This is a genomic window from Pseudomonas sp. St386 (assembly GCF_018325865.1).
GTDB lineage: Bacteria > Pseudomonadota > Gammaproteobacteria > Pseudomonadales > Pseudomonadaceae > Aquipseudomonas > Aquipseudomonas brassicacearum.
Genome location: NZ_AP021900.1, coordinates 5674361 through 5696656 on the forward strand (window position 1 = coordinate 5674361; position 22296 = coordinate 5696656).

General features: G+C 60.7%; 22 protein-coding genes. 11 read left to right on the forward strand and 11 right to left on the reverse strand.

Annotated elements, in window-relative coordinates:
* Position 1: 1 nt before the first annotated feature.
* Complete coding sequence (gene hmgA, locus KI235_RS25075) at positions 2-1306, reverse strand: homogentisate 1,2-dioxygenase (RefSeq protein WP_013694190.1); 1305 nt, start codon at positions 1304-1306, stop codon at positions 2-4.
* Positions 1307-1457: 151 nt separating this feature from the next.
* On the opposite strand from hmgA, the gene KI235_RS25080 reads away from it, so the two are divergent.
* Positions 1458-2291 carry an IclR family transcriptional regulator gene (locus tag KI235_RS25080; protein ID WP_212795350.1) on the forward strand — a complete coding sequence of 278 codons (834 nt, stop codon included), beginning with the start codon at positions 1458-1460 and terminating at the stop codon, positions 2289-2291.
* A 610-nt stretch (positions 2292-2901) separates the two neighbouring features.
* Here KI235_RS25080 and KI235_RS25085 read toward each other — a convergent pair.
* The 4 genes from KI235_RS25085 to KI235_RS25100 form a co-directional block, all read right to left on the reverse strand.
* Positions 2902-5451 carry a LuxR C-terminal-related transcriptional regulator gene (locus tag KI235_RS25085; protein WP_013694191.1) on the reverse strand — a complete coding sequence of 850 codons (2550 nt, stop codon included), beginning with the start codon at positions 5449-5451 and terminating at the stop codon, positions 2902-2904.
* 67 nt (positions 5452-5518) lie between these two features.
* Complete coding sequence (locus KI235_RS25090; protein WP_155252599.1) at positions 5519-5686, reverse strand: hypothetical protein; 168 nt, start codon at positions 5684-5686, stop codon at positions 5519-5521.
* A 65-nt stretch (positions 5687-5751) separates the two neighbouring features.
* A complete protein-coding gene (locus KI235_RS25095) occupies positions 5752-7119 on the reverse strand; it encodes a DUF1329 domain-containing protein (RefSeq protein WP_003205434.1) in 1368 nt (455 codons plus the stop codon).
* Positions 7120-7141: 22 nt separating this feature from the next.
* Positions 7142-8935, reverse strand: a complete 1794-nt coding sequence (locus KI235_RS25100; RefSeq protein ID WP_003205436.1) for a DUF1302 domain-containing protein — start codon at positions 8933-8935, stop codon at positions 7142-7144.
* 656 nt (positions 8936-9591) lie between these two features.
* Between KI235_RS25100 and KI235_RS25105 the strand changes: the two genes are divergently transcribed.
* On the forward strand, positions 9592-10356 hold the full coding sequence (locus KI235_RS25105; protein ID WP_013694192.1) for an N-acetylmuramoyl-L-alanine amidase: 765 nt from the start codon (positions 9592-9594) through the stop codon (positions 10354-10356).
* Between the two features lie 44 nt (positions 10357-10400).
* Here the strand turns inward: KI235_RS25105 and KI235_RS25110 are convergent, their stop codons facing one another.
* The 4 genes from KI235_RS25110 to KI235_RS25125 all read right to left on the reverse strand — a co-directional run bounded on the left by KI235_RS25110 (position 10401) and on the right by KI235_RS25125 (position 13790).
* Positions 10401-11312: an SDR family oxidoreductase gene (locus KI235_RS25110; protein ID WP_003205439.1), complete on the reverse strand. Its 912-nt coding sequence runs from the start codon at positions 11310-11312 to the stop codon at positions 10401-10403.
* 204 nt (positions 11313-11516) lie between these two features.
* Complete coding sequence (locus KI235_RS25115; RefSeq protein WP_003205441.1) at positions 11517-12419, reverse strand: alpha/beta hydrolase; 903 nt, start codon at positions 12417-12419, stop codon at positions 11517-11519.
* On the reverse strand, positions 12419-13201 hold the full coding sequence (locus KI235_RS25120) for a class II aldolase/adducin family protein (protein ID WP_003205442.1): 783 nt from the start codon (positions 13199-13201) through the stop codon (positions 12419-12421). The genes KI235_RS25115 and KI235_RS25120 overlap by 1 nt, the downstream gene beginning before the upstream one ends.
* 133 nt (positions 13202-13334) lie before the next feature.
* Complete coding sequence (locus KI235_RS25125) at positions 13335-13790, reverse strand: flavodoxin (protein WP_003205444.1); 456 nt, start codon at positions 13788-13790, stop codon at positions 13335-13337.
* A gap of 153 nt (positions 13791-13943) precedes the next feature.
* On the opposite strand from KI235_RS25125, the gene KI235_RS25130 reads away from it, so the two are divergent.
* Positions 13944-14417, forward strand: a complete 474-nt coding sequence (locus KI235_RS25130; RefSeq protein ID WP_003205446.1) for a PAS domain-containing protein — start codon at positions 13944-13946, stop codon at positions 14415-14417.
* 54 nt (positions 14418-14471) lie between these two features.
* Positions 14472-15077, forward strand: coding sequence for a hypothetical protein (locus tag KI235_RS25135; protein ID WP_003205447.1), 606 nt, complete (start codon positions 14472-14474; stop codon positions 15075-15077).
* Positions 15078-15131: 54 nt separating this feature from the next.
* Here KI235_RS25135 and KI235_RS25140 read toward each other — a convergent pair whose 3' ends face one another.
* Positions 15132-16091 (reverse strand): MerR family transcriptional regulator, encoded by a 960-nt coding sequence (locus tag KI235_RS25140; RefSeq protein ID WP_027911445.1) that lies wholly within the window; start codon positions 16089-16091, stop codon positions 15132-15134.
* Positions 16092-16311: 220 nt separating this feature from the next.
* Here KI235_RS25140 and KI235_RS25145 point away from each other — a divergent pair, with 220 nt between their 5' ends.
* The 7 genes from KI235_RS25145 (at position 16312) to KI235_RS25175 (ending at position 21004) form a co-directional block, all read left to right on the forward strand.
* Positions 16312-16872, forward strand: a complete 561-nt coding sequence (locus KI235_RS25145) for an antibiotic biosynthesis monooxygenase (RefSeq protein WP_028236649.1) — start codon at positions 16312-16314, stop codon at positions 16870-16872.
* A 210-nt stretch (positions 16873-17082) separates the two neighbouring features.
* Entirely contained in the window at positions 17083-17793 is a 711-nt protein-coding gene (gene folM / locus KI235_RS25150; RefSeq protein WP_100264011.1) for a dihydromonapterin reductase, read from the forward strand.
* 20 nt (positions 17794-17813) lie between these two features.
* Entirely contained in the window at positions 17814-18374 is a 561-nt protein-coding gene (folE, locus tag KI235_RS25155; protein WP_003205453.1) for a GTP cyclohydrolase I FolE, read from the forward strand.
* A complete protein-coding gene (gene folX / locus KI235_RS25160) occupies positions 18375-18746 on the forward strand; it encodes a dihydroneopterin triphosphate 2'-epimerase (RefSeq protein WP_003178065.1) in 372 nt (123 codons plus the stop codon). It abuts the gene before it with no gap.
* Positions 18747-18850: 104 nt separating this feature from the next.
* Positions 18851-19147: a DUF1244 domain-containing protein gene (locus KI235_RS25165; RefSeq protein WP_003205454.1), complete on the forward strand. Its 297-nt coding sequence runs from the start codon at positions 18851-18853 to the stop codon at positions 19145-19147.
* Positions 19140-19478, forward strand: coding sequence for a HopJ type III effector protein (locus KI235_RS25170; protein ID WP_003205456.1), 339 nt, complete (start codon positions 19140-19142; stop codon positions 19476-19478). The genes KI235_RS25165 and KI235_RS25170 overlap by 8 nt, the downstream gene beginning before the upstream one ends.
* A 275-nt stretch (positions 19479-19753) precedes the next feature.
* Positions 19754-21004 carry an aspartate aminotransferase family protein gene (locus tag KI235_RS25175; RefSeq protein WP_003205457.1) on the forward strand — a complete coding sequence of 417 codons (1251 nt, stop codon included), beginning with the start codon at positions 19754-19756 and terminating at the stop codon, positions 21002-21004.
* A 121-nt stretch (positions 21005-21125) separates the two neighbouring features.
* On the opposite strand, the gene trxB is transcribed toward KI235_RS25175, so the two are convergent.
* The gene (gene trxB / locus KI235_RS25180; RefSeq protein ID WP_003205459.1) at positions 21126-22088 is read right to left on the reverse strand and encodes a thioredoxin-disulfide reductase; all 963 of its coding nucleotides are present in this window, start codon (positions 22086-22088) and stop codon (positions 21126-21128) included.
* Positions 22089-22296: the final 208 nt, after the last annotated feature.

Below are 22296 nucleotides of genomic sequence, written 5' to 3' on the forward strand. Positions count from 1 at the left end.
GTTATCTCCGGGTCGGGTCGAACGTGACAGGCAGCGAGGCCCAACATGCATCGTAGTCGGTTTGCAGTTGCGGGCAGCCCAGGGCGAAACGACTTGGACGCAGCACCTGGCTGGTCTCGAACATGAACGCCATGGTGTTGTCGATTTTCGCCGGCTGTAGATCGGCGTTGATCGCCTTGGTACAGGTCTCGCCATCCGGGCCATGGGCACTCATGCAGCTGTGCAAGGACGCGCCGCCCGGTAGGAAACCTTCGGCCTTGGCATCGTAGGCGCCCTGGATCAGGCCCATGAATTCGTTCATCAGGTTGCGGTGGAACCACGGTGGACGGAAGGTGTTCTCTGCCACCATCCAGCGTGGCGGGAAAATCACGAAATCGAGGTTGGCCAGGCCGTGGACGCTGGTGGGCGAGGTCAACACGGTGAAAATAGACGGGTCCGGGTGATCGAAGCTGACCGTGCCAATGGTGTTGAAGCGGCGCAGATCATATTTATACGGCACGTTGTTGCCGTGCCAGGCCACCACGTCGAGGGGCGAATGATCCAGCTCGCACCCCCACAACTCACCGAGGAATTTCTGCACCAGCGGGGTCGGTTGCGCGAGGTTCTCGTAATGGGCGACCGGAGTCAGGAAATCCCGCGGATTCGCCAGGCCATTGCTGCCGATGGGCCCGAGGTCCGGCAGGCGTAGCGGCGCGCCATGGTTTTCGGCGAGGTAACCACGGGCCTGCGGATCGAGCAGTTCAATGCGAAATTTCAGCCCCCGGGGCAGCACGACGATTTCCAGTGGTGCCAGTTCCAGCACGCCCAACTCGGTGGCGATCCGCAGCCGTCCCAGTTGCGGCACGATCAGCCATTCACCGTCGGCATTGAAAAATACCCGCTCCATGGAGCGGTTGGCCCGGTACTGATAAAGGCTGATGCCGGCCGGCTTGTCCGCACCGGCATTGGCCGCCATGCACACCAGCCCGTCGATGAAATCGGTGGGCTCGGCGGGGATCTCCAGCGGGTTCCAACGCAGGCGATTGGGTGTGACGTCGCCCAATGGGCCGCCCGCCAATTGCCGTTCGAGCTTGGTGAAGGCCGGATGATTGGCCGACGGCCGGATGCGATACATCCAGGTACGCCGCGCTTCGCTGCGAGCCATGGTGAACGCCGTGCCGGAGAACAACTCGGCATAGAGACCGTACGGGGCTTTCTGTGGCGAGTTCTGGCCGACGGGCAGTGCGCCGGGCAATGCTTCGCTGGCAAATTCGTTGCCCAAGCCTGATTGGTAAGCCAGGTCCGACGCTGGGGAATCGAGGTTCATGGAGCCTCCAGGAATGCGGCCCGTCACTCAACGGAGTGGTTGAGGCGCACCGGGTTATTTTTATCGTAATTCGATTACGCATAACGTAATTTGCTCGACAGCGACCGTCAAGCTATAAAGACGCCCATTCGCCTCTGGACCCTGCGCCTCCATGGAAACCCCGCTCAGCAACGGTAAACAGAAAGTCCGCTCGGCCGAAGTCGGCACCGACATCCTCAAGGCCCTGGCCGAACTGTCGCCCTCCACGTCGCTGTCGCGGCTGGCCGAACACGTGCAAATGCCGGCGAGCAAGGTTCATCGGTATCTGCAGGCCTTGATCGCCAGCGGGTTTGCCGAGCAGAACGCCGCTACCAACCACTATGGCCTGGGCCGCGAGGCCCTGCGCGTAGGCCTGGCAGCGCTCAACGGTATGGACGTGCTGCAAGTGGCCGCCCTGCCCCTGGCCGAACTGCGCGACGACTTGAACGAAACCTGCTTCCTGGCGGTGTGGGGCAACCATGGCGCGACCGTGGTACGGATCGAACCCGCCGTGCGGGCCGTGACCGTGGTGACGCAACTGGGTTCGGTATTGCCACTGCTCAGTTCGTCCACGGGGCTGGTGTTCAGCGCTTATCTGCCGGAGCGCGAGACCATCGGTTTGCGCGAGCAGGAAGTACAAGGCACCGAGCACCACGCCCTCGCCGACGATCGCGTTTATGCCGCGTTGTGCGAACAGATTCGCAGTCGCGGCCTGCACCATGTGCATGGCTTGCTGATGCCGGGCGTGGATGCCTTGTCCGCTCCGGTATTCAATGCCGTCGGCGAGGTGAAAGCGGTGATGACGATCGTGGGACCGACCTCGCTGTTCCACGCCGACGAAGACGGCCCGGCGGCGCAACGCCTGTTGGCGGCGACCCGGGCCGTGAGTTGGCGGATGGGGTATGAAGCGAGTCCGGGATCAGCCCAGCAAATCCGGGACAACCTGATCACTAAATCATTCAGGTGAGAGGTGATCAGTTGCGGATGGAGATAACGCTCTTCGCCGCTGAAGGGAACGGTATAAATCCCCTGGTGACGGCCCTTGGAGTGATAGGGAATCACATCATTCCTGAAGTGGCCCAATAGATACTCAATCAGTTGCTCGGACGACGACACCATGCGCTTGCCGGGGCCGTGCGCAATAAAACTGGTCACGTACACGCCATCCGGATCGACGTTGGGCACGTGGACTTTCAATGCCCCGTGCACATCCTCGACGGACAAGGGCCTGAGGGGACGCGGGGATAAATCCATAGCAGGCTTGTCCGTCAAACTTGTAACAATGTCCGTGACGATTGTCTCAAACGCTATCAAGTCCAGCGTCCTGACCGGTCCTCGGAGTCTTTCAGAGTGGGAAGAAAACAACGGAGTATTCATAAGGCATCCTTGTCATTTCATCGCCTCGAACTTCCTGTCCGGGCCGTTATTGATTGTGCGGCTGATACAACAGCGCGGCATCTCGATTCAACTGAAGACGCAACTTAGGCTTGAACTTCAGTCTCGCCGTTATACACAGGCCAGCGCGTGACTGTAAAAAAGGCAAGTGTAAGCGCGCGTGAAGTGTCGAATCATTGCATCTAACCCATCACGCCCATGACCTTGGCTTTTGCCACTGCCTGCGTACGCCGCTGCACGCCCAACTTGCTGTGGATTCGCCGCGCATGGGTTTTCACCGTGTGCAACGAAATGAACAGCCGTTCGGCAATCTGTTGGTTTGAATGACCTTGCGCAATCAGCTCCAGGACCTCCAGTTCGCGATGACTGAGCAAGGTGTCCTCGGCGCTGGCGGGCGGCTCGACCTGCTCTGCCGATTGTGCCCAACGTACCAGCTCCGGCTGGCGCAAGCGCAGCTCGCACAAGGCTTGCTGGGCCCGCCAGCAAGTGACTCGCTTGAGCCCTTCTTGCAGGAGTATCCGGGCCTGGGAGCGATCGCCGGACAACCAGACAACCTCCGTCAACACCAGCTGCAGTTCGGTTTCCAGGCTGTGCATTTCACTCTGCTGTGCCCGGGCGATCATGGCTTGCAGGCGCGCCTGCGGCTCCTGTGCCCGCTGCAGGTAAACCTCGGCCAGCACCAGCAGGTATTCAAGTCGTGCAATCAATTCCAGGGTCGCGGGAGGCGCATGCTTGGCCTGCGGCCCGTGAAAATGGCGCAAGACGCGGGTCAAGGCTTCATGGGCCAGTTCCGCCCGCCCCTGTTGCAGCCAGAACTGGCAGCTGGTTTGCAGCAACACACCACGGTAAACGGTGTCGGGGATGTGCCGCTGCTGCATGATCCGCTCGGCATCGCGCAGTTGCATGAAGGCCTCGCCATAGTCGCCCTGGTTGGCAGCCAGGCTGGCCTTGCCGAGAAAGCCATAGAGCACTTGTTTGTCCAGGCTGTGCAGGCCCGTTTCCAGGCCCGTTTGAAACTGCTCGGCGGCGCGCTCTTCAAACCCCATGCGCAATGCCAGGCGCCCGCGCCGCAGGGCGATACGCCCCAACAGCGGGGAAAAGTCCTGGCCTGGTTTATCCAGCAGCGCCTGGACGGCGGCCAGCAGATGATCGGCCCGGTGAGGCGCGCCACGTTGTTCCAGGACTTGGGCGTGGTCCAGTTCCAGCAATCCTTCGAATACCAGTGAACCTTGCGCACGCGCCAGGCACAGCGCCTGGCGGTTGATCCGATGCGCAGAAGCCAGTTCGCCTTCAAGCAGCGCCTGCTGCGTGAGCCCACCCAGGCACAGCACCCGTTGGGCCCAGGCCTCGGGGTCCAGGCTGGCCTGGGCCTGGAGGAAGTGCTCGCGCGCCTGTTCGCCATCGCCCGAGAGGTGCAGCAACCAGCCTCGCAAGACCTGCCACCTGGCCAGCAGCTGTCGCTGCTGGCAGGCCGAAGGCTGCGGCATGAACCTGGCCAGTTGCTCGATGCACGTCGACGCCTGGTCGAAGCGTCCGGCGAACAACAGCGCAGCGGTGACCAACCCCACCGATTGCGGCGTACAGAGGGTCAGCGCTTCGCCTTGTTGATCGTGCAGGCCCAGCAACAGCACCACGTTGCGACGCTGCAAGACGTGCTCGAAGCTCAAATGCTGCAAGAAACTGACGGCAGTCTCGAACTCCTCGGCCAACATGGCTTGCTCGAACGCCATTTGCCAATCCTGCTCGGCAGCAAACCACTGGCAGGCCCGTCGATGCCAGGAACGCCCCTGCGGCCAGGGTTCTTCACGTACCAGCCGGGCCAGGGCCGGAAAAATCTGCAACCAGTCCGACGTCTGCTCCCATGGCTCGATGAAACATCCCAGGTCCAGTAGCAAGGGCAAGCATTGCGCGCCCACGGTGTCGCCGAACAGATGCTCGCACAGCCGGGCATTGAAGCGCGGCAGATGCGCCAGCACACGCCAGGCCTGCGCCAGATCCGGGGTCAGCGTGCTGAACAATTCGTACTCCAGGTAGTCGACCAAGGTCCCCGGCCGTCCCGGCGTTGCATGACTGCGCGCCCATTCGCAACGCTCCAACAGCGTGATGCGCACCCCGGCACACCAGCCGCCACTGCGCTGGATCACCTCGTGGGCAGTCCGGGCAGCCTGGGGATCGGGCAGATGACGCAGCAATGGCAGGACATCGTCAGGGGTGAAGAACAATGCCTGTGCATCGAACTCGTGCAACTCGTCATCGAGCAACAGTCGCGGCCAGTTGCAGTGGGGACGGCGGCGGCTATTCAGCCACAGGTGCAACGCCGGACTGCTGGTGTTCAACAGACGGTCGAGCAACTGGTCCAGTTCGGGATTCGGCACTCGGCAGTAGTCATCCAGGAACAACCACGTGGGTGTCTGCAAACGCGCCAGGTGGGCCAGCAGTCCCGCTTCATCGAGCATCGGCAGCCCGAGGGCCTGGGCCAGGCGCTCGCACATTTGCACCGTGCTCAACGCCGCGCCCCCCAGTGGCAACCAATGCAGCCGACACCCGGCGGGAGCCTGCAGGAAGCACTCGGCGAACAATGCACTCTTGCCACTGCCCGCTGGCGCGCAAAGCAGTTTTACTCGCGCTTCGGACGTCAGCAGCGGCTCGCTCAGGGACCGCCGCGGCACGTGCGTCGAGGACAGGCGAGGCAACAATCCTGGACGGTCCGGACACGGGGTCATGGCGGTCATGTGTGCAGATCCTGTTTATTGTTATCTCACCACCCTAGTCCTGTGTCGCCGAGCTTTGGAGAAGTATTCAGCGCGCTGATTGGCGCCCATAAAAAAACGACCGGCAGGGGCGCTGCCGGTCGATCACGATCATCAAGTCAGGCACAACCTTGTGGGCAAAGGATTCACTGTGGGAGCAAGGCTTGCCCGCGATGAACGATAACGCGGGCAAGCTTTCGAACAGCGGTGCGGCCATCGCGGGCAAGCCTTGCTCCGACAGATAAATCCCTTTGCCACAGTTATCTTTCCAACAGTCAGACCTTACCGAACCCCGGTCGAACGCAGCGCTGCCGGCGTGTAGTCGGCGGCCCTGGCCTCGAAGCCGTACTCGTAGCTGTGCTTCTCTTCGTTCTTCATGCCCAGGGCGATGTAGCGGCCGGCGATGATGTCGTAGAGCGCCTCGAGGGTGTAGCCCGGGTTCTGATGGTCGTAGTAGAACTGGGCATGACCTTCGGCCACCCGCCACAGTTGGCCGCGACCGTCGTAGTGATCCACCAGCGCCGCCTGCCAGCTGTCCTCGTCGAAGTACATGTGGCGCTTGGCATAGATGTGCCGCTCGCTAGGCTTGACCGTGCCGACCACTTCCCAGACCCGGTGCAATTCATAGCGAGTCAGGTCCTGGTTGATGTGGCCGGCCTTGATCACATCGTCGTACTTGAGGCTTGGCGAATCGAGCTTGTAGCTGTTGTACGGGATGTACATTTCCTTTTTGCCGACCAGCTTCCAGTCGTAGCGGTCCGGCGCACCGGAAAACAGGTCGAAGTTGTCGGAGGTGCGCAACCCGTCGGCGGCGGTGCCCGGGCCGTCGTAAGCCACTTGCGGGGCACGACGCACCCGGCGCTGGCCGGCGTTGTAGATCCAGGCCAGGCGCGGTTCCTTCACTTGGTCGAGGGTCTCATGCACCAACAGTACGTTGCCGGCCAGGCGCGCCGGCGCAGTCACCTCCTGCTTGAAATAGGTCAATACGTTGCTGGCCTTCTCCGGGTCGGCATCCTTGATCAGGAACGGCACGGCAATTTCTTCTTCAAAGCGGATCGGCGTGAAGCTGCCATTGGTCTGCGGCGTAGCCTGGGTGATGATGCGCCGCAAGTTGCCGCCGTGGTAACGGGTGACGTGGTTCCAGAGCACTTCCACGCCGCTCTTGGGAAGCGGGAAGGCGTAGTAGCGGTTGCCAGTGAAATTGGCCAGGCCATTGCCGTCGTTGATGGCGTTCACGTTGAGGGCGCTGCGCTTGGCCGACTCGTAGATTTCCGGCGGCAGGCCCACGCTGCGGTGGGTCGGATAGACCGGGATCTTGTAGGTTTCCGGGTAGCGCTTGAACATCGCGACCTGGCCTTCGGACAGCTTGTCCTTGTACTTGTCCACGGTCGCGGCGGTGATGGTGAACAGCGGTTTTTCATTGGCGAACGGGTCGGCCAAAAAACCCTTGCTGTCCACGGCACCGGCGTTTTTCGGGATACCGCCGGTCCAGGCCGGAATCGAGCCATCGGCATTGCCGGCTTTTTCCGCGCCCAACGGCGTAAGGCTGGTACCCAGTTTATTCGCTTCATCCGGCGAGACCGCCGCCATCACGTTCGCGGCCAGCAGGCTCAGGGCCAGGGCACCGCATTGCAGGATCATCTTGCGCATTGGGTTTTCCTTGTCAGCCAGATCAGAAGTTCACGCCGAAGCTCAACGCGAGGAAGTCGCGGTCTTCGAGAACGTTGTAATCGCCGCCAAAAAAGTCGGTGTAGCTCAGGCTGGCGGTGTAGGTGTTGCGGTAGTCGGCATCGACACCGACGCTGATAGCCTTGGCGCCTTCGTTGAATAAACCGTTAGGGCCATAACCGGCCACGTCGTGGGACCAGGACACATTGGGCTTGAAGTTCACACCACCGATCACGTTGGAGTAATCGAGAATCGCCCGGGCGCGATAGCCCCAGGAAGTCGAAGTGACAAAACCATCGGTGTCACCTCGGAAGCCATATTGGCCATAGACCGAATCTCGGCCGTAACGCAGCTTGTCCTTGGACTCCAGGCCCCCGACATGCACCACCGCCGCCTCGCCGACCAGGGTCAGGCGATCGGCACCCAGTACCTGATCGACAAAATGCGTCAGGGTGCTCTGGACCTGAGTGATTTCCTTGCGCCGGTAGCCGGTGTTGTCCGCACCCGGCGTGGTCGCGATGGGCGACGCCGCGCCACCGGCAATCGGGTTGACCAGGGCCAGGGTCAGGTCGTTGGTATTGACCTGCACCGGTGCGTTGGGGCGGTAGCTGATTTCCCCGGTCCAGGCGGTGCCGGTGGGCAGCGTGGTGGAGAAACTGGCGCCGTACAGGCGGATGTCTTCGGGGTATTCAAGGTAATACTGACCGCGTCCCAGCATGACGCTTTGCGCCAGGCCGCTGCCGCTGCCTGGGGCCAGAACGTTGGCAATCGAGATCATTCCCGGCAAGGCTGCCAGCGTAGAGGAACCTGCGGTGATGGTGCCAACAGTAGGCGTGCGGCTGTGGTAATTCATGAAGTAGAGGCCGTACTCGGTATCATCGCCGAGCCAGCGCAACGCGGTACCCCACTGGCCGGAGTCACGGGCATCGCGGTCGCCACTACGGGGAATGACCACGCCTTCGCTGGACACCTGGATGCCCTGGCCGAATGCCTCGGTCAATGGCACGAACGGCGCAATCGCCGGGCTGCCCACGGTGTAGCCACTGGTGCAACCATCGGCAACCACGTCATTGCCGAAGAAGGTGCCGCAGTTATCCACAACCGTCTGGTCCCACTCCAACTGGTAGAAACCTTCGACGGTGAGCTTGTCGGTCAGGCCCTGGGAGGCAAACAGCATGTTCACCGGGATCAGGCCTTCCTTGATCTCCGCACCGGGACGACGGAACGCGGACACATCCACCGGGTTGATGCTGTTGATCGAGTTGCCGATGAAGGTACTTTCCCCCCAACTGACCACCTGCTTGCCGGCGCGCACGGTGCCCGGCAAATCGGCGATGGAATAGTTGTGATAGACAAAAGCATCGAGAATCTGCGCCCCTGAGGACTTGGCGCCTTCCTTGCGATTGCTGTCGCTGATGTCCTTGAACTCGCGGTTCTCGTCCTTTAGCTCGAAGTCATACCAGTACTTGCCGCGCACGAACACGCCGGTATCGCCGTACTTGAGTTCGAGGTCGTGCAGGCCTTTGAAGATTTTGGAAAAGGTCTCGCCTTTCTTGAAATTCAGCCGCCCATCATCACCGGTGGAGGATTGGCCGCGACCGCCGTTGACCGTGCCAACCAGGTCCTTGTCGGCATCGCGCATGCCCCAGCTTGCGCCCACGGACAACGACGAATCGAACTGACCCTCGATCTCGCCAATGTTGAATGAAACGGCCTGCGCCTGGGCACAGCAACCCAAGGCCACCGCGACGGCCAGCGCCTGCGGCTTGAAGATGGCGCGCATTGTTATTGTTGTCATGCGTCTTCCCCGGTGAGTGACAGAGGCTTCACCCTACTGCCGCGCGCCATGGGCGATAAGCGCACCAAGGAGGTATTCGCGCTGTACCTAAAAAGGATTACAGCCCATGCGGGACGGGCCTTTGCGCCGTGCATGGATGGACTGGATGATGGGTCATCAGCGCCGCGCATACTCATGCCCAGTATTCGACTGTTACGCGCCCTGCAACGGTGCATGTCCGGATCCGGGCTGTTTCCCGCAAGGCTCGATGCCTATGCTGGCCGGGCTTTCAGGGTAACGGGCCTGCAAGCACAGCCTCATGGCATCCCTCATGCCTGGCACACCGTCTTCGGATGGATTGGCGTCTCGGTCCATCATCCCGTGTTTACCGACGTTGGTTTGTAGCTCCTTTGCAACGTCACGCTTAGGCCGCTGCTTTTTGCAGCGGCCTTTTTTATGTGGTTTATTTTCCCCGGATGAGTTTTTCAGGCGGTTGTTTAGTTATCCAAGAATCGCTTCTACCTTCTTACTTCTATGAACAATCAATTCCTAGACATCCAAATGCCTGCTCCTACAACAAAGCAGGAAACTCACTACAAGCCCATGAAAAATCCACTGGTAGGCTGAAAGTCAGTCGCAGCATTCTGCTTCGATTTTAACTTAGTGAAGTTTCCACGATGCCAATCAACTACAACAGCTATCGATCAAAAAAAGGCTACAACAGCCGAATTCGTTTCCTGGTTTTCCATTACACCGCAGCTAACTTCTCATCCTCCGTCAACGCGCTGACCGGCGCCTCCGTCAGTGCCCACTACTTGATTCCGGACATCACCGACCCAAGCTATTTGAACGCGGGTTTCAACGACCAACAGATTTTCAACCTGGTGGACGAAAACCAGCGCGCCTGGCACGCAGGAGTGAGCAGTTGGGGTGGCCGAACCAATCTGAATGACACTTCGATTGGCATTGAAATCGTCAATCGCGCCACCGATAACCAAGGGCAGTTCAGCTTCCCGCCGTATCAATCCCGGCAGATCGAGGCGATCGAAGTCCTGGCGCTGGACATCCTCAAGCGTTATCCCGACATCAGCCCCGTCAATGTGGTGGGGCATTCGGACATTGCCGCTGGCAGGAAAAGCGACCCGGGCCCGATGTTTCCCTGGCAGGCGTTGTACGCCAAAGGCATCGGCGCCTGGTTTGATGAGCCCACGCAGAAGGCGTACAGGGAGGTGTATCAAGGCAACGGATTGCCGACTCGTGAACAACAACTTGGACTGTTCAAGAAGTATGGCTATGACACGTCGGCCGCCACGACGGACACAGGTTTCCAGCGCCTGGTGCGCGCCTTCCAGTTGCACTTCCGTCCGGCCAGATATGACGGGGTGATGGATATTGAGACCGCCGCGAACCTGGCGGCCTTGGTGAAAAAGTATTGCCCATGAGCACGGTTGTCGCGGCTGACGGCAACCGGCCCGGGCAATGAAACCTAAATGGCGTGGCGTTGCAGATTCGCCATCATTTCCTTCAGCGCTTCCAGGTTGTCGTTCGGGTGTACGGCATTTTCGAAGTCGCAGATCTGCTGCCAATGGGCGGCGACGTCTTCGGGTGAAAAACCTTTGCGCGGATCGAAGCCCGCCCCCAGGCTGCGCTCCCAGCGCACCTTGCCCATCCAGCCGCCGCCCACTTCGAACAGGCCGGAGGTTTCCTGGCAGGTCTCACTGGCCAGGTACACCACCAGCGGGCTGACGAGTTCGGGCTTGAGTTGTTCGAATACCTGCGGCGGGATCAGGCCTTCGGTCATGCGCGTGCCGCCGGTGGGGGCGATGGCATTGACCAGGATGTTGTTCTTGCGGCCTTCGATGGCCAGGGTCCGCGTCAGGCCATAAAGGCCGAGCTTGGCCATGCCGTAGTTGGATTGGCCAAAGTTGCCGTAGATGCCGGAGGTGGAAGCGGTGAAGATCACCCGCCCGTAGTTTTGCTCACGCAGGTGCGGCCACGCGGCGCGGGTCACCTTGTAGGCACCCTCGACGTGGACGCGGTAGACCAGGTCCCAATCGGCGTCGTCCATTTTGTGGAACGTTTTGTCCCGCAGGATCCCGGCGTTGTTGACCACCACATCGACGCGACCGAACGCGTCCAGGGCATTTTGTACCAGTTTGTCGCCATCGGTCACCGAGTCGTGGTTGGCCTCGGCGATGCCACCCGCCTTGCGGATTTCGGCGACCACCCGGTCTGCTGCCGAGGCGTTGGCCCCTTCCCCTTGAGCCGAGCCGCCAAGGTCGTTGACCAGCACTTTCGCGCCTTGTCTGGCGAACAGCAGCGCATGGGCGCGGCCCAGGCCCCCGCCGGCTCCCGTGACGATCACGACTTTATCTTCGAAGCGCACAGACTCACTCATGGCAGAACTCCAGCAGGCGGACAGGACAATGGGCACGAGTGTCCGGCACAAGTTGGCCGGTCACAATCAACACGGTTGCAAGTGAATGGTGGCCGATAAGGTGAGGGGATGATGCAGGCCCAGGCCACGGCGGCACATTCGATTTCCGGCGCCGCTATCGCGAGCAAGCTCGCTCCCACACAAGCTCGCTCCCACAGGGTGTCGTCATGAACAGGCCATTTGTCTGCGCGGCGCGACGATGGCTTCGCGAAACGCCAGGTAATGCTGGAGCACCTGCACCGGCGCCTCGGTGTGTGGGTAATGACCGATGTCGGGCAACAACACCGTGTCCGGGTTCGGGATCAGTGCCTCGTAGCGCGCCACCATGTGTTCACCGGAAATCGGGTCGACCGCGCCGTCAATCACCCGCAACGGCACGTCGCCGCGCCGCATCGCCTGCACCCAACGATCACGCTGCACGCGGCGTTCGGGAATATAGGCGATGAGCTTGTGCATGATCCGCGGGCCACGATGGGCTTCTATCAGGCTCCAGAAATCATCCAGTTCGCTTTCAGTGGGGCCGGTCCTGGGACCGAAAATACGCCGAAAGCTACTGACCAGGCTTTCCCGGGAGAACGCCCGCCCCAGCAGCCAGCCCAGGGGGCTGAGCAAGAGTTTCTGGGCCCAGACCGGACGATGGGTTTCCGGGAACAGGCCGCCATTGAGAAAGACACAACTGGCGAGGCGGATGCGCGCTTCGTAGTGCCGCGCCAGCAGCTCCTGGGCCACGCTGTCACCGTAATCGTGGGCCAGCACATGCAGCGCGCCCCTCACATTCAGGTGCGCCAGCAAGGCCTGTTGCAGATCGGCTTGCTCCAGCAGGCTGTAGACGTGATCCGTCGGTTTGGCGGAGTCGCCGAAACCGAGCATGTCACACGCGATCACCCGGTAGCGTTGTGCCAACGGTTGCCATAGGTAATGCCAATCCCAACTGGCGGTGGGAAAACCGTGGATCAGCAGCAGCGGCTCGCCCTGCCCGGCCACCCAGTAACGGATGGCATGACCACGGAACATGAAGATCTGGCTGCGCTGGCGCCAGATACGCAGGGGAATCTGGGCCAGGGCCATCAACTTCTATACCCGGCATCTTGTTGATCGAGCTTGCGCAATAACGCCGGCCAGGCCAACGCGCCGCCCATGCCCTGGGCGCTTTTGGTCACCCCGGCGATCATCGCCCGGGCGCCAGCCAGGATCTGCGGTTCGATGGCAATCAGCTCGGCCCCGCCGCTCTGCGCCAGGACCTGGATGTCACAGGCCCGTTGAAAGGTGAACATCATCAGGAAAGTATCGGCGATGGTCCCGCCGCAGGTCAGCAAGCCATGGTTGTGCAGCATCAGGAAGTTGCTCTCGCCCAGGTCCGCCTGCAGGCGAGCCTTTTCTTCGTGATTCAAGGCCACCCCTTCGTAGGCGTGATAGGCCAGGCTCGACAGCACGAACAGCGATTGCTGGCTGATCGGCAGCATCCCCTGCTTCTGGGCCGATACCGCCACCCCGGCTGCCGTGTGGGTGTGCAACACACAGGCCACATCATGGCGCACCTCATGCACCGCGCTGTGGATGGTGTAGCCGGCCGGGTTGATCTCGTAGGGGCTGTCCATCAACTTGTTGCCGGCCTGATCGACCTTGACCAGGCTCGAGGCGGTGATTTCATGGAACATCATCCCGAACGGGTTGATCAGGAAATCCTCGGTACCGGGAACCTTTGCGGAAATATGGGTGAAGATCAGGTCATCCCAACCATGCAGCGCGACAAGCCGATAACAGGCGGCAAGGTCCACCCGGGTTTGCCATTCGGCCGCACTGACCTGATCCTTGATGCTGAGTGTCGTTTGGATGGGCGCTACGCTCACGGCTCTGACCTCTGGTTTCTTATATGTCTCGATCGAAACGTCGTACGCAAGAAAATCAGTCTAGTCAGCTCTTTCAGAGGCGGTAGTTGCGTTGGCAGCCAGCTTACTGGCCGAACGAGTCAGCGCATCCGCTTCAAGGGCGCAACGTATCGATCAACTCAGCGAGCCATGGCTCGGCGTCGGTTTCCGGCGTGACGCTTTCGCTGGCATCCAGACGCAGCATCGGCAGCACCTCGCGTACGCCCAATTCGACGAACAGCTCGCACATCTGCTCGCCACCGGCGCAGAAGGTATCCCCATAGCTGGCGTCGCCCAGGCCGATCACCGCGCCAGGCAAACCGCGAAAGAATCCGGGCAACTGGTCGCGGATGACCGAATACAACGGCATCAGATTGTCCGGCAACTCCCCCATACCGGTGGTGGAAGTCACTGCCAGCACGGCCTCTGGTGCGAATGCCTGCACATCCGCCAGGGTCGCACGCGGGTCGTGCCAGGCTTCGAAACCTGCCTCGCGAAGCAGTTTGGCGGCGTGCCGGGCGACTTCTTCGGCGGTGCCATACACCGAGCCGGAAAGAATGGCGACTTTCATCAATCTGATCCTGAACCTGAAAAAAGAGCCGGAATAGTAACAGTTGCACCTGTCCGGCTGCGAATGGCTCTCAACGGCCCCGATGGCCAGTGGACAGCCTATCGATTTCTTTTAGAATGCTGATCCTACAAGGATGTTCAAAGGGTTCTCCCCATGATCAACGCTCAACTGATGCAACTGGTCATCAATGCTTCGAACGACGGGATTGTCATCGCCGAAAAAGAAGGTGAAGACAATATCCTGATCTACGTGAACCCGGCCTTCGAACGATTGACCGGTTATCACCGCGACGAAATCCTTTATCAGGATTGCCGATTCCTGCAATCGGGTGATCGGGACCAGCCTTCGCTGGAGCTCATTCGCAAAGCCTTGAAAGAGGGTGGTGCCTGTCGTGAGGTGCTGCGCAATTACCGCAAGGACGGCACGCCGTTCTGGAATGAGTTGTCACTGTCCACGGTAAAAAACCAGGCTGACGGGCATACCTATTTCGTGGGTGTGCAAAAAGACGTCACGACCCAGGTCAAGGCTCAACAACGCGTCGCCCAACTGGAAAAGGAGCTGGCCGACGCACGGGAGACCATTGCCCGACTCGAAGCGACGAACGGTTCAAACAAACCCACGAATTAATGGTCAGTCACTACAATCACCAGTGAACACGTAAATTATCATTTCGAGCAGATCATGCAGCGCGATGCCCTCCTGACGCAGGATGAACTGGATTTCATCCGGACCATGCAACACAACCCGCAGCTGAACGAGCGGGATGTCACGTCGAGCTTGCTGGTAAACGGTGGGTCGCAGATCCGTGACTTGCTGACACGTCTGGCGGCAAATGAGCAGGTTACGCTGCAAGCCAGTTTCGAAAACCAGCAAATGACCTTTCCGCTGCATCTGGTGGAAGACGAATTCCATGCGATGCACCTGCGCCTGGGTGTGCCGAGCATCTACGAAGACGGACCGAAGATACGCCCATGGCGCCTGGCGCTCGAAGAGCCGGTGGCGCTGGAAAATATCAAGGGTCAGCCGGGACCGCTGTGGGTCCACGAAGTCTCCTGCAAAGGCGTATTGGTAGAGAACCGCAGTCGGACCAAACCGCCGAAGCAGTTTGCCTTGTGGTTCAGCCCATCAGGCTACGAGAGAATTTCGTTGCGAGGCAGCTTCGAACGGGAAACCGATCGCGGTCTGTTTGCCTACCACCTGAACCAGAATGACCAGGACGAGACGGAGCGCCTGCGCCAGTACATCCTGCAGCAACATCGCCTGACCCATCCAACCATGCATCTCTAGTGTCCTGTTTCGCAAATACGTTTCTTTTTGACAATGTGATACAGGACACTCCATTCAGGTATCCAGATTGCCCGCAATGAATTGACGCAGGCGCTGGCGCATCACTGTCCCCTCACTCCCCAGACAACCGATCGAGGACCCGACAAGGCTCTCCTGTGCCAGATCGGATGCTTCACCGGCCAGCATCAACGGGCAATCCAGGCTCATTGCCAACTTCCCCAAGCGTTTAGGTAGATCGGCCGCTGGCGCATGATTGGAAACCAGCACCAATGCCACCGGCTGGATCTTCTGGCACACCAGGGTCAGTTCCTCGAACGGCAGGCCGATCGACAACAGCCTGACGCCGACTTCCGCCTTGGACAGGAACAGCCCTGTAACCAGCAACTCCAGTTCATGGCAATGATCGGCAATCGCGCAGACCAGAACACGCGGCGACGCACCTTCGCGCTTGAGCAAGAGCCGCTGGATGATGCGCGAACGCAGGAAACCATCAAGAAACACCCATTCGCTGGCTTGCCCGAACGTCTGCTGGCGTTGCAATAGCTGTCGCCAAAGCGGCATCAGGATGTCCTGGAAGACGATTGGCACGGTATAGGTGGAAAAGACCTGCCCGTAGACGCGATCCAGGTCCACATCGTCAAAGTTGCTAACCGCGTCCGCCACCTGTTGTTGCCAGCGGGCGTGATCGGCCCTGACCAGATCGGAGGAAATCAGCGTGGAGACCGGTTGCACCGACTCGGTCTTCGCCAGGATCTTTCCCACTTTGCTGACGGCCACCCCGCGCTCTATCCAAGCCAGGATGCTGCGCACTTTTTCAATATCGCCCAACGAGTACAGGCGATGCCCGCTTTCGGTGCGGGTAGGTTGGATCAAACCATAGCGCCGCTCCCAGGCGCGCAGGGTCACGGGGTTCACGCCGGTCATGCGCGCGACTTCGCGAATGGGAAACAGGTCTTCCCGCTTCAAGGCACCTGATGCCTGGAAAACGAAGCCATCCTCTGTGATCACACTCATTTTGGCAGGCAATTCCGACTGGCAAATTGGATCCTAGTTTACCCCTCCCAGGACATGTCATGACAAGGATAAACGTACTCGATGTGCGGTTTTGTTGTTTTATGCGCAATCGGGAATAATCCTTGCCTGTTTTTTGGCGACCAGACGCTACCCACCACCCCGGGGCGTCCCCCGCGAACCTCCTACCCGGAGTGCCGCGCCTGTCTTACGGAGATACATGATGTCTACCTCACCCGTCACCTTGATGGTTGCCCGCCGCGTCGCCAATGGACGCTATCAGGACCTGATCGCCTGGTTGCGCGAAGGCGAACAACTGGCAACCGACTTTCCCGGCTACCTGGGTTCCGGCGTGCTCGCTCCACCGCCCGAGGACGATGAATTCCAGATCATCTTCCGTTTTGCCGACGAGCAGACGCTGCACGCCTGGGAACACTCGGCCTCGCGCACGGCCTGGCTGGGACGGGGCAGCGATCTGTTCGCCCATCCCTCCGAACACCGGGTGCGTGGCATCGATGGCTGGTTCGGCGCGGTCGGCCAGCGTCCGCCACGTTGGAAACAGGCCGTGGCCATCTGGCTGGCGTTCTTTCCCGTCTCGCTGTTGTTCAATTTCCTGTTGGGGCCGCTGCTGGGCGAACTGGGCCTGTTGAGCCGCGTACTCATCAGCACACTCATGCTGACACCGCTGATGGTCTATCTGTTTATCCCGATGTCGACCCATCTGCTGGCGAACTGGCTCAACAGTGCACCGCAGCGGACGTTGCCGGCTACGCAGAATCATTGAAGCCGCCAGCCCAGACTCACGGGCGACAAAAAACCTGTGGGAGCGAGCTTGCTCGCGATGAGGCCAGTACATCCACACCAGGCGTTGCCCGTCAGTCCGCTATCGCGAGCAAGCTCGCTCCCACAGAGGAACTCTGGATTCACCTTTGAACATAGGACGCGCCCCGTGTCGCTGTTATAGTTTTGCTCTTGCCGTGAACCGAGCCGTCCTATGTCCAGCGCCACCGCTCCGATCCTGATCACTGGCGCAGCCCAGCGCGTCGGCCTGCATTGCGCCCGGCGATTGCTGGAAGGCGGGCAACCGGTGATCGCGACCTACCGAACCGAACGCCCCGGCGTGCAGACGCTGCGGGACCTGGGCGCGGTCGTGCTGTTCGCCGACTTCTCCAGCGAAGCGGGGATCCTGACCTTTATCGAACAACTCAAGCAGCACACCGACCGGCTGCGGGCCATTGTGCACAATGCCTCGGCCTGGCTGGCCGAAGACCCGGGCAGCGAAACGGCGGCCTTCAACGCCATGTTCGGCGTGCACATGCTTGCGCCTTACCTGATCAACCTGCACTGCGCCGAGCTGCTGCAGCGTTCAGCCCCAGCGGATATCGTGCACATCAGCGATGACGTGACCCGCAAGGGCAGCGCCCGGCATATCGCCTATTGCGCCACCAAGGCCGGCCTGGAAAGCCTGACCCTGTCGTTCGCGGCGAAGTTCGCCCCGGCGATCAAGGTCAACGGCATCGCCCCGGCCCTGCTACTGTTCAACCCCGAAGACGACGCGGCTTACCGCGCCAAGGCCCTGGCCAAGTCCGCGCTGGGCATCGAACCCGGCAGCGAAGTGATCTACCAGAGCCTGCGTTATCTGCTGGACAACCCTTATGTCACCGGCACGACCCTGACCGTCAACGGCGGGCGGCACGTCAAATAGCCTTGTTTCGAGGATGCACCATGACGCTATCCCTGCCCCAGAACTACCGCGAGATCCTTATAGGCCTGGGGGAAAACCCCGAGCGCGAAGGTCTGCTCGATACCCCGGTCCGTGCCGCCAAGGCCATGCAGTACCTCTGCCATGGGTATGAACAAAGCGTCGAGCAGATCGTCAACGGCGCGCTGTTCGCCTCTGACAGCGATGAAATGGTGATCGTCGCCGACATCGAACTCTATTCACTCTGCGAACATCACCTGTTGCCCTTCATCGGCAAGGCCCATGTGGCTTATATTCCTACGGGCAAGGTCCTGGGGCTGTCGAAAATCGCCCGGCTGGTGGACATGTTCGCCCGCCGCCTGCAAATCCAGGAGAACCTGACCCGGCAAATCGCCGACGCGGTGCAGCAGGTCACCCAGGCCGCCGGCGTGGCGGTGGTGATCGAGGCCCAGCACATGTGCATGATGATGCGCGGTGTCGAAAAACAGAACTCGACCATGAACACCTCGGTGATGCTCGGCGCCTTTCGCGATTCCAGCACCACGCGCCAGGAGTTCCTGCAATTGATTCGACGGAGCAATTAAATGCCACAACTTCAGCCAGCCATGGCACGCATCAAGGTCAAGGACCTGCGTCTGCGTACCTTCATTGGCATCAACGAGGATGAAATCCTCAACAAGCAGGATGTGTTGATCAACCTGACCATCCTCTATGCCGCCCAAGAGGCGGTGCGCGACAACGACATCGACCACGCGCTTAACTACCGCACCATCACCAAGGCGATCATCGCCCACGTGGAAGGCAACCGTTTCGCCCTGCTCGAACGCCTCACCCAGGAATTGCTCGACCTGGTCATGGCCAACGAATCGGTGCTGTATGCCGAAGTCGAAGTCGACAAACCCCACGCCTTGCGATTTGCCGAGTCGGTGTCGATTACCCTTGCGGCAAGCCGCTGAGCGGCACGTTTTCAGCGGCGAGCTTGAAGCGGTAAGCTTGAGGCCACCGCAATCCATCTTGCAGCTTGAAGCCCAGCGCTTGCAGCTGCCCGTCAAGGAACACCATGAACGACCAACAACGCCTCGAACTCGAAGCCGCCGCTTTCCGTCGGCTGGTTGCCCACCTGGACAGCCGCAAGGATGTGCAGAACATCGACCTGATGAACCTCGCCGGCTTCTGCCGCAACTGCCTGTCCAAGTGGTACAAGGCCGCCGCCGATGAACGCCAGGTCGAGGTCAGCCTCGACGACGCCCGCGAAGTGGTCTACGGAATGCCGTACGCCGAGTGGAAAGCCCAATACCAGAAAGAAGCCAGCGCCGAACAACAGGCGGCGTTCGCCAAAGGAAAACCCGATGCCTGATCTCAATACCCTGCGTGCCCGCCTCAAGAGCGGCGAACATGCCTTCGCCGACACCCTGGCCTTTATCGCCGCCGGTTACGACTACCAGCCCCAGGCCTTCGACAACGGTGGCGTGCACAACGCCGCCGGGCAGAACGAAGGTTCGTGCAAGACCCTGGGCCTGGCGCTGCTCGAAGGCTTGAGCGATGAAGAAGCGCTCCTGGCGTTCGGCGAACATTACCGTTCGGTGCTGGCCACGCCCGAAGGCAGCGATCACGGCAATATCCGCGCGCTGATGGCCCATGGGCTGGCCGGTGTGACGTTCGAGGCACAGCCGCTGCAGCGGCGCTGATCCACAGATTCTTGCAGCCCTCTTCTGTGGCGAGGGCATTCATCTGTGGGAGCATGGCTTGCCCGCGATGGGCACGCCGAGGTTTAACAGCAGTTGAACCGCGTTATCGTTCATCGCGGGCAAGCCATGCTCCCACAGGTCTTCCTCCCGCAAATAAATCCTCCCGCTCTACATCCCGACTTTTAAGATTGACCCGGCAACTTTATTTCGTTTGCCGGGCCCCTCTGCTCGCGGCTTAGATAATGGAAATTTCTCCACCGTCCGAGCCGTCATCCATGAGCAGCGAAACCATCAGCCAATCGATCTCCATCGTGCATCCCGTCAGCCTCAGCCACGGCAAGAATGCCGAGGTCTGGGATACCAACGGCAAACGCTACATCGATTTCGTCGGCGGCATCGGTGTGTTGAACCTCGGCCATTGCCATCCGCGCATCGTCGAGGCGATCCGTGAACAGGCCACCCGGCTGACCCATTACGCATTCAACGCCGCGCCCCATGCGCCGTACATTGAATTGATGGAACGCTTGGCGGCGTTTATCCCGGTGGATTATCCGGTCAGCGGCATGCTCACCAACAGCGGCGCCGAAGCGGCGGAGAACGCCTTGAAGATCGTACGCGGCGCCACGGGCCGTACCGCCGTGATTGCGTTTGATGGCGCCTTTCACGGCCGCACCCTGGCGACCCTCAACCTCAACGGCAAGGTCGCGCCTTACAAGCAGAAAGTCGGCGTTCTGCCCGGGCCGGTGTACCACCTGCCGTACCCCAGCAAGGACAACGGCGTCACCGGCGAAGAAGCCTTGAAGGCCATGGAGCGGCTGTTCAGCGTCGAGATCGACGTGAATGACGTGGCCTGTTTCATTGTCGAGCCGGTGCAGGGCGAAGCCGGCTTCCTGGCGATGGACGTGCCCTTCGCCCAAACCCTGCGGCAGTTCTGCGACGATAAGGGCATTGTGCTGATCGCCGATGAAATCCAATCGGGCTTCGGCCGCACCGGCCAGCGCTTTGCCTTCTCGCGATTGGGCATCGAACCGGACCTGATCCTGCTCGGTAAAAGCATTGCCGGCGGCGTGCCCTTGGGCGCGGTGGTGGGACGCAAGGCGCTGCTGGACAACTTGCCCAAGGGTGGCCTGGGCGGCACCTACTCGGGCAACCCCATCGCCTGCGCCGCCGCCCTGGCGACCCTGGATGAAATGACCGACGCCAACCTGCACACCTGGGGCTCGCAACAGGAGGAGGCGATCGTCAGCCGCTACCAATCCTGGCGCAGCCGTGGGCTGACACCCTACCTCGGCCGCCTGACAGGCGTCGGCACGATGCGCGGCATCGAGCTGACCCACGCCGACGGCACCCCGGCTTCCGCACAACTGACACAACTGCTGGCCCTGGCGCGGGAATCGGGGTTGCTGCTGATGCCCAGTGGTAAATCGCGGCACATCATCCGGCTGCTGGCGCCGTTGACGACCGAGGCGACGGTGTTGGAGGAGGGCCTGGATATCCTGGAGGCGTGCCTTGCGAGGCTGACCTGAAATGCTCTGTTTCTGACCACACAAAAAACCTGTGGGAGCGAGCTTGCTCCCACAGGGGGTCAGCGGCAGGTATCCACCCATGAAAAAACCGGCCGAAGCCGGTTTTTTTGTACCCGCCGAATCAGAACGAAGCGTTCTGCAAGCCATCCAGGTAGCGCTCGGTGTCCAGGGCTGCCATGCAACCGGCACCGGCCGAGGTGATCGCCTGGCGGTAGACGTGGTCGGCCACGTCGCCGGCCGCGAAGATACCTTCGACGCTGGTGGCGGTGGCGTTGCCGTCGCGGCCGCCCTTGACCACCAGGTAGCCGTCCTTGAGTTCCAGCTGGCCTTCGAACAGCGAGGTGTTCGGGGTGTGGCCGATGGCGATGAACACGCCGTCAACCTTGATCTCGTCGAAGCTGCCGTCGTTGTTCTTCAGGCGGGCACCGGTCACGCCCATGTTGTCGCCCAGCACTTCGTCCAGGGTCGCGTTGAGCTTGAGGATGATCTTGCCTTCGGCGACGCGGGCATTGAGCTTGTCGATCAGGATCTTCTCGGCGCGGAAAGTCTCGCGACGGTGGATCAGGGTGACCGTGCTGGCGATGTTGGCCAGGTACAATGCTTCCTCGACCGCGGTGTTGCCGCCACCGACCACTGCCACAGGCTTGTTGCGGTAGAAGAAACCGTCGCAGGTGGCGCAGGCGGAAACACCTTTGCCCATGAAGGCTTCTTCCGACGGCAGGCCCAGGTAACGAGCGCTGGCACCGGTGGCGATGATCAGGGCATCGCAGGTGTAGGTCGCGCTGTCGCCGGTCAGGGTGTACGGCTTGGCGGCGAAGTCCACGGCATTGATGTGGTCGAAAACGATCTCGGTCTCGAAGCGCTCGGCGTGCTCCTTCATGCGTTCCATCAAGGCCGGGCCAGTCAGGCCGTGGACATCGCCCGGCCAGTTGTCGACTTCGGTGGTGGTGGTCAATTGACCGCCGGCCTGCATGCCGGTGATCAGCAGTGGCTTGAGGTTGGCACGGGCCGCATAAACCGCAGCGCTGTAACCGGCAGGGCCGGAACCGAGAATAATCACTCGCGAATGACGCACTTCAGACATGACCTGCTCCTGTTGACCGGACCTTGCGGGCCGGAACGCCGGGTGAGCGGCGTGAATAAAAAAGGACCGTTGACGCACTTGGGGAAGGCTTGGGTTCGACGGTCCTGGAAAAGAATGGGTGCAGCGTATCGAGGGAGCGAAGATTAAGGAAATACGGTTTAACAATCCAGCTCATAGGTGAGCTCTATCCCCAGCGGTCCCTTCAATA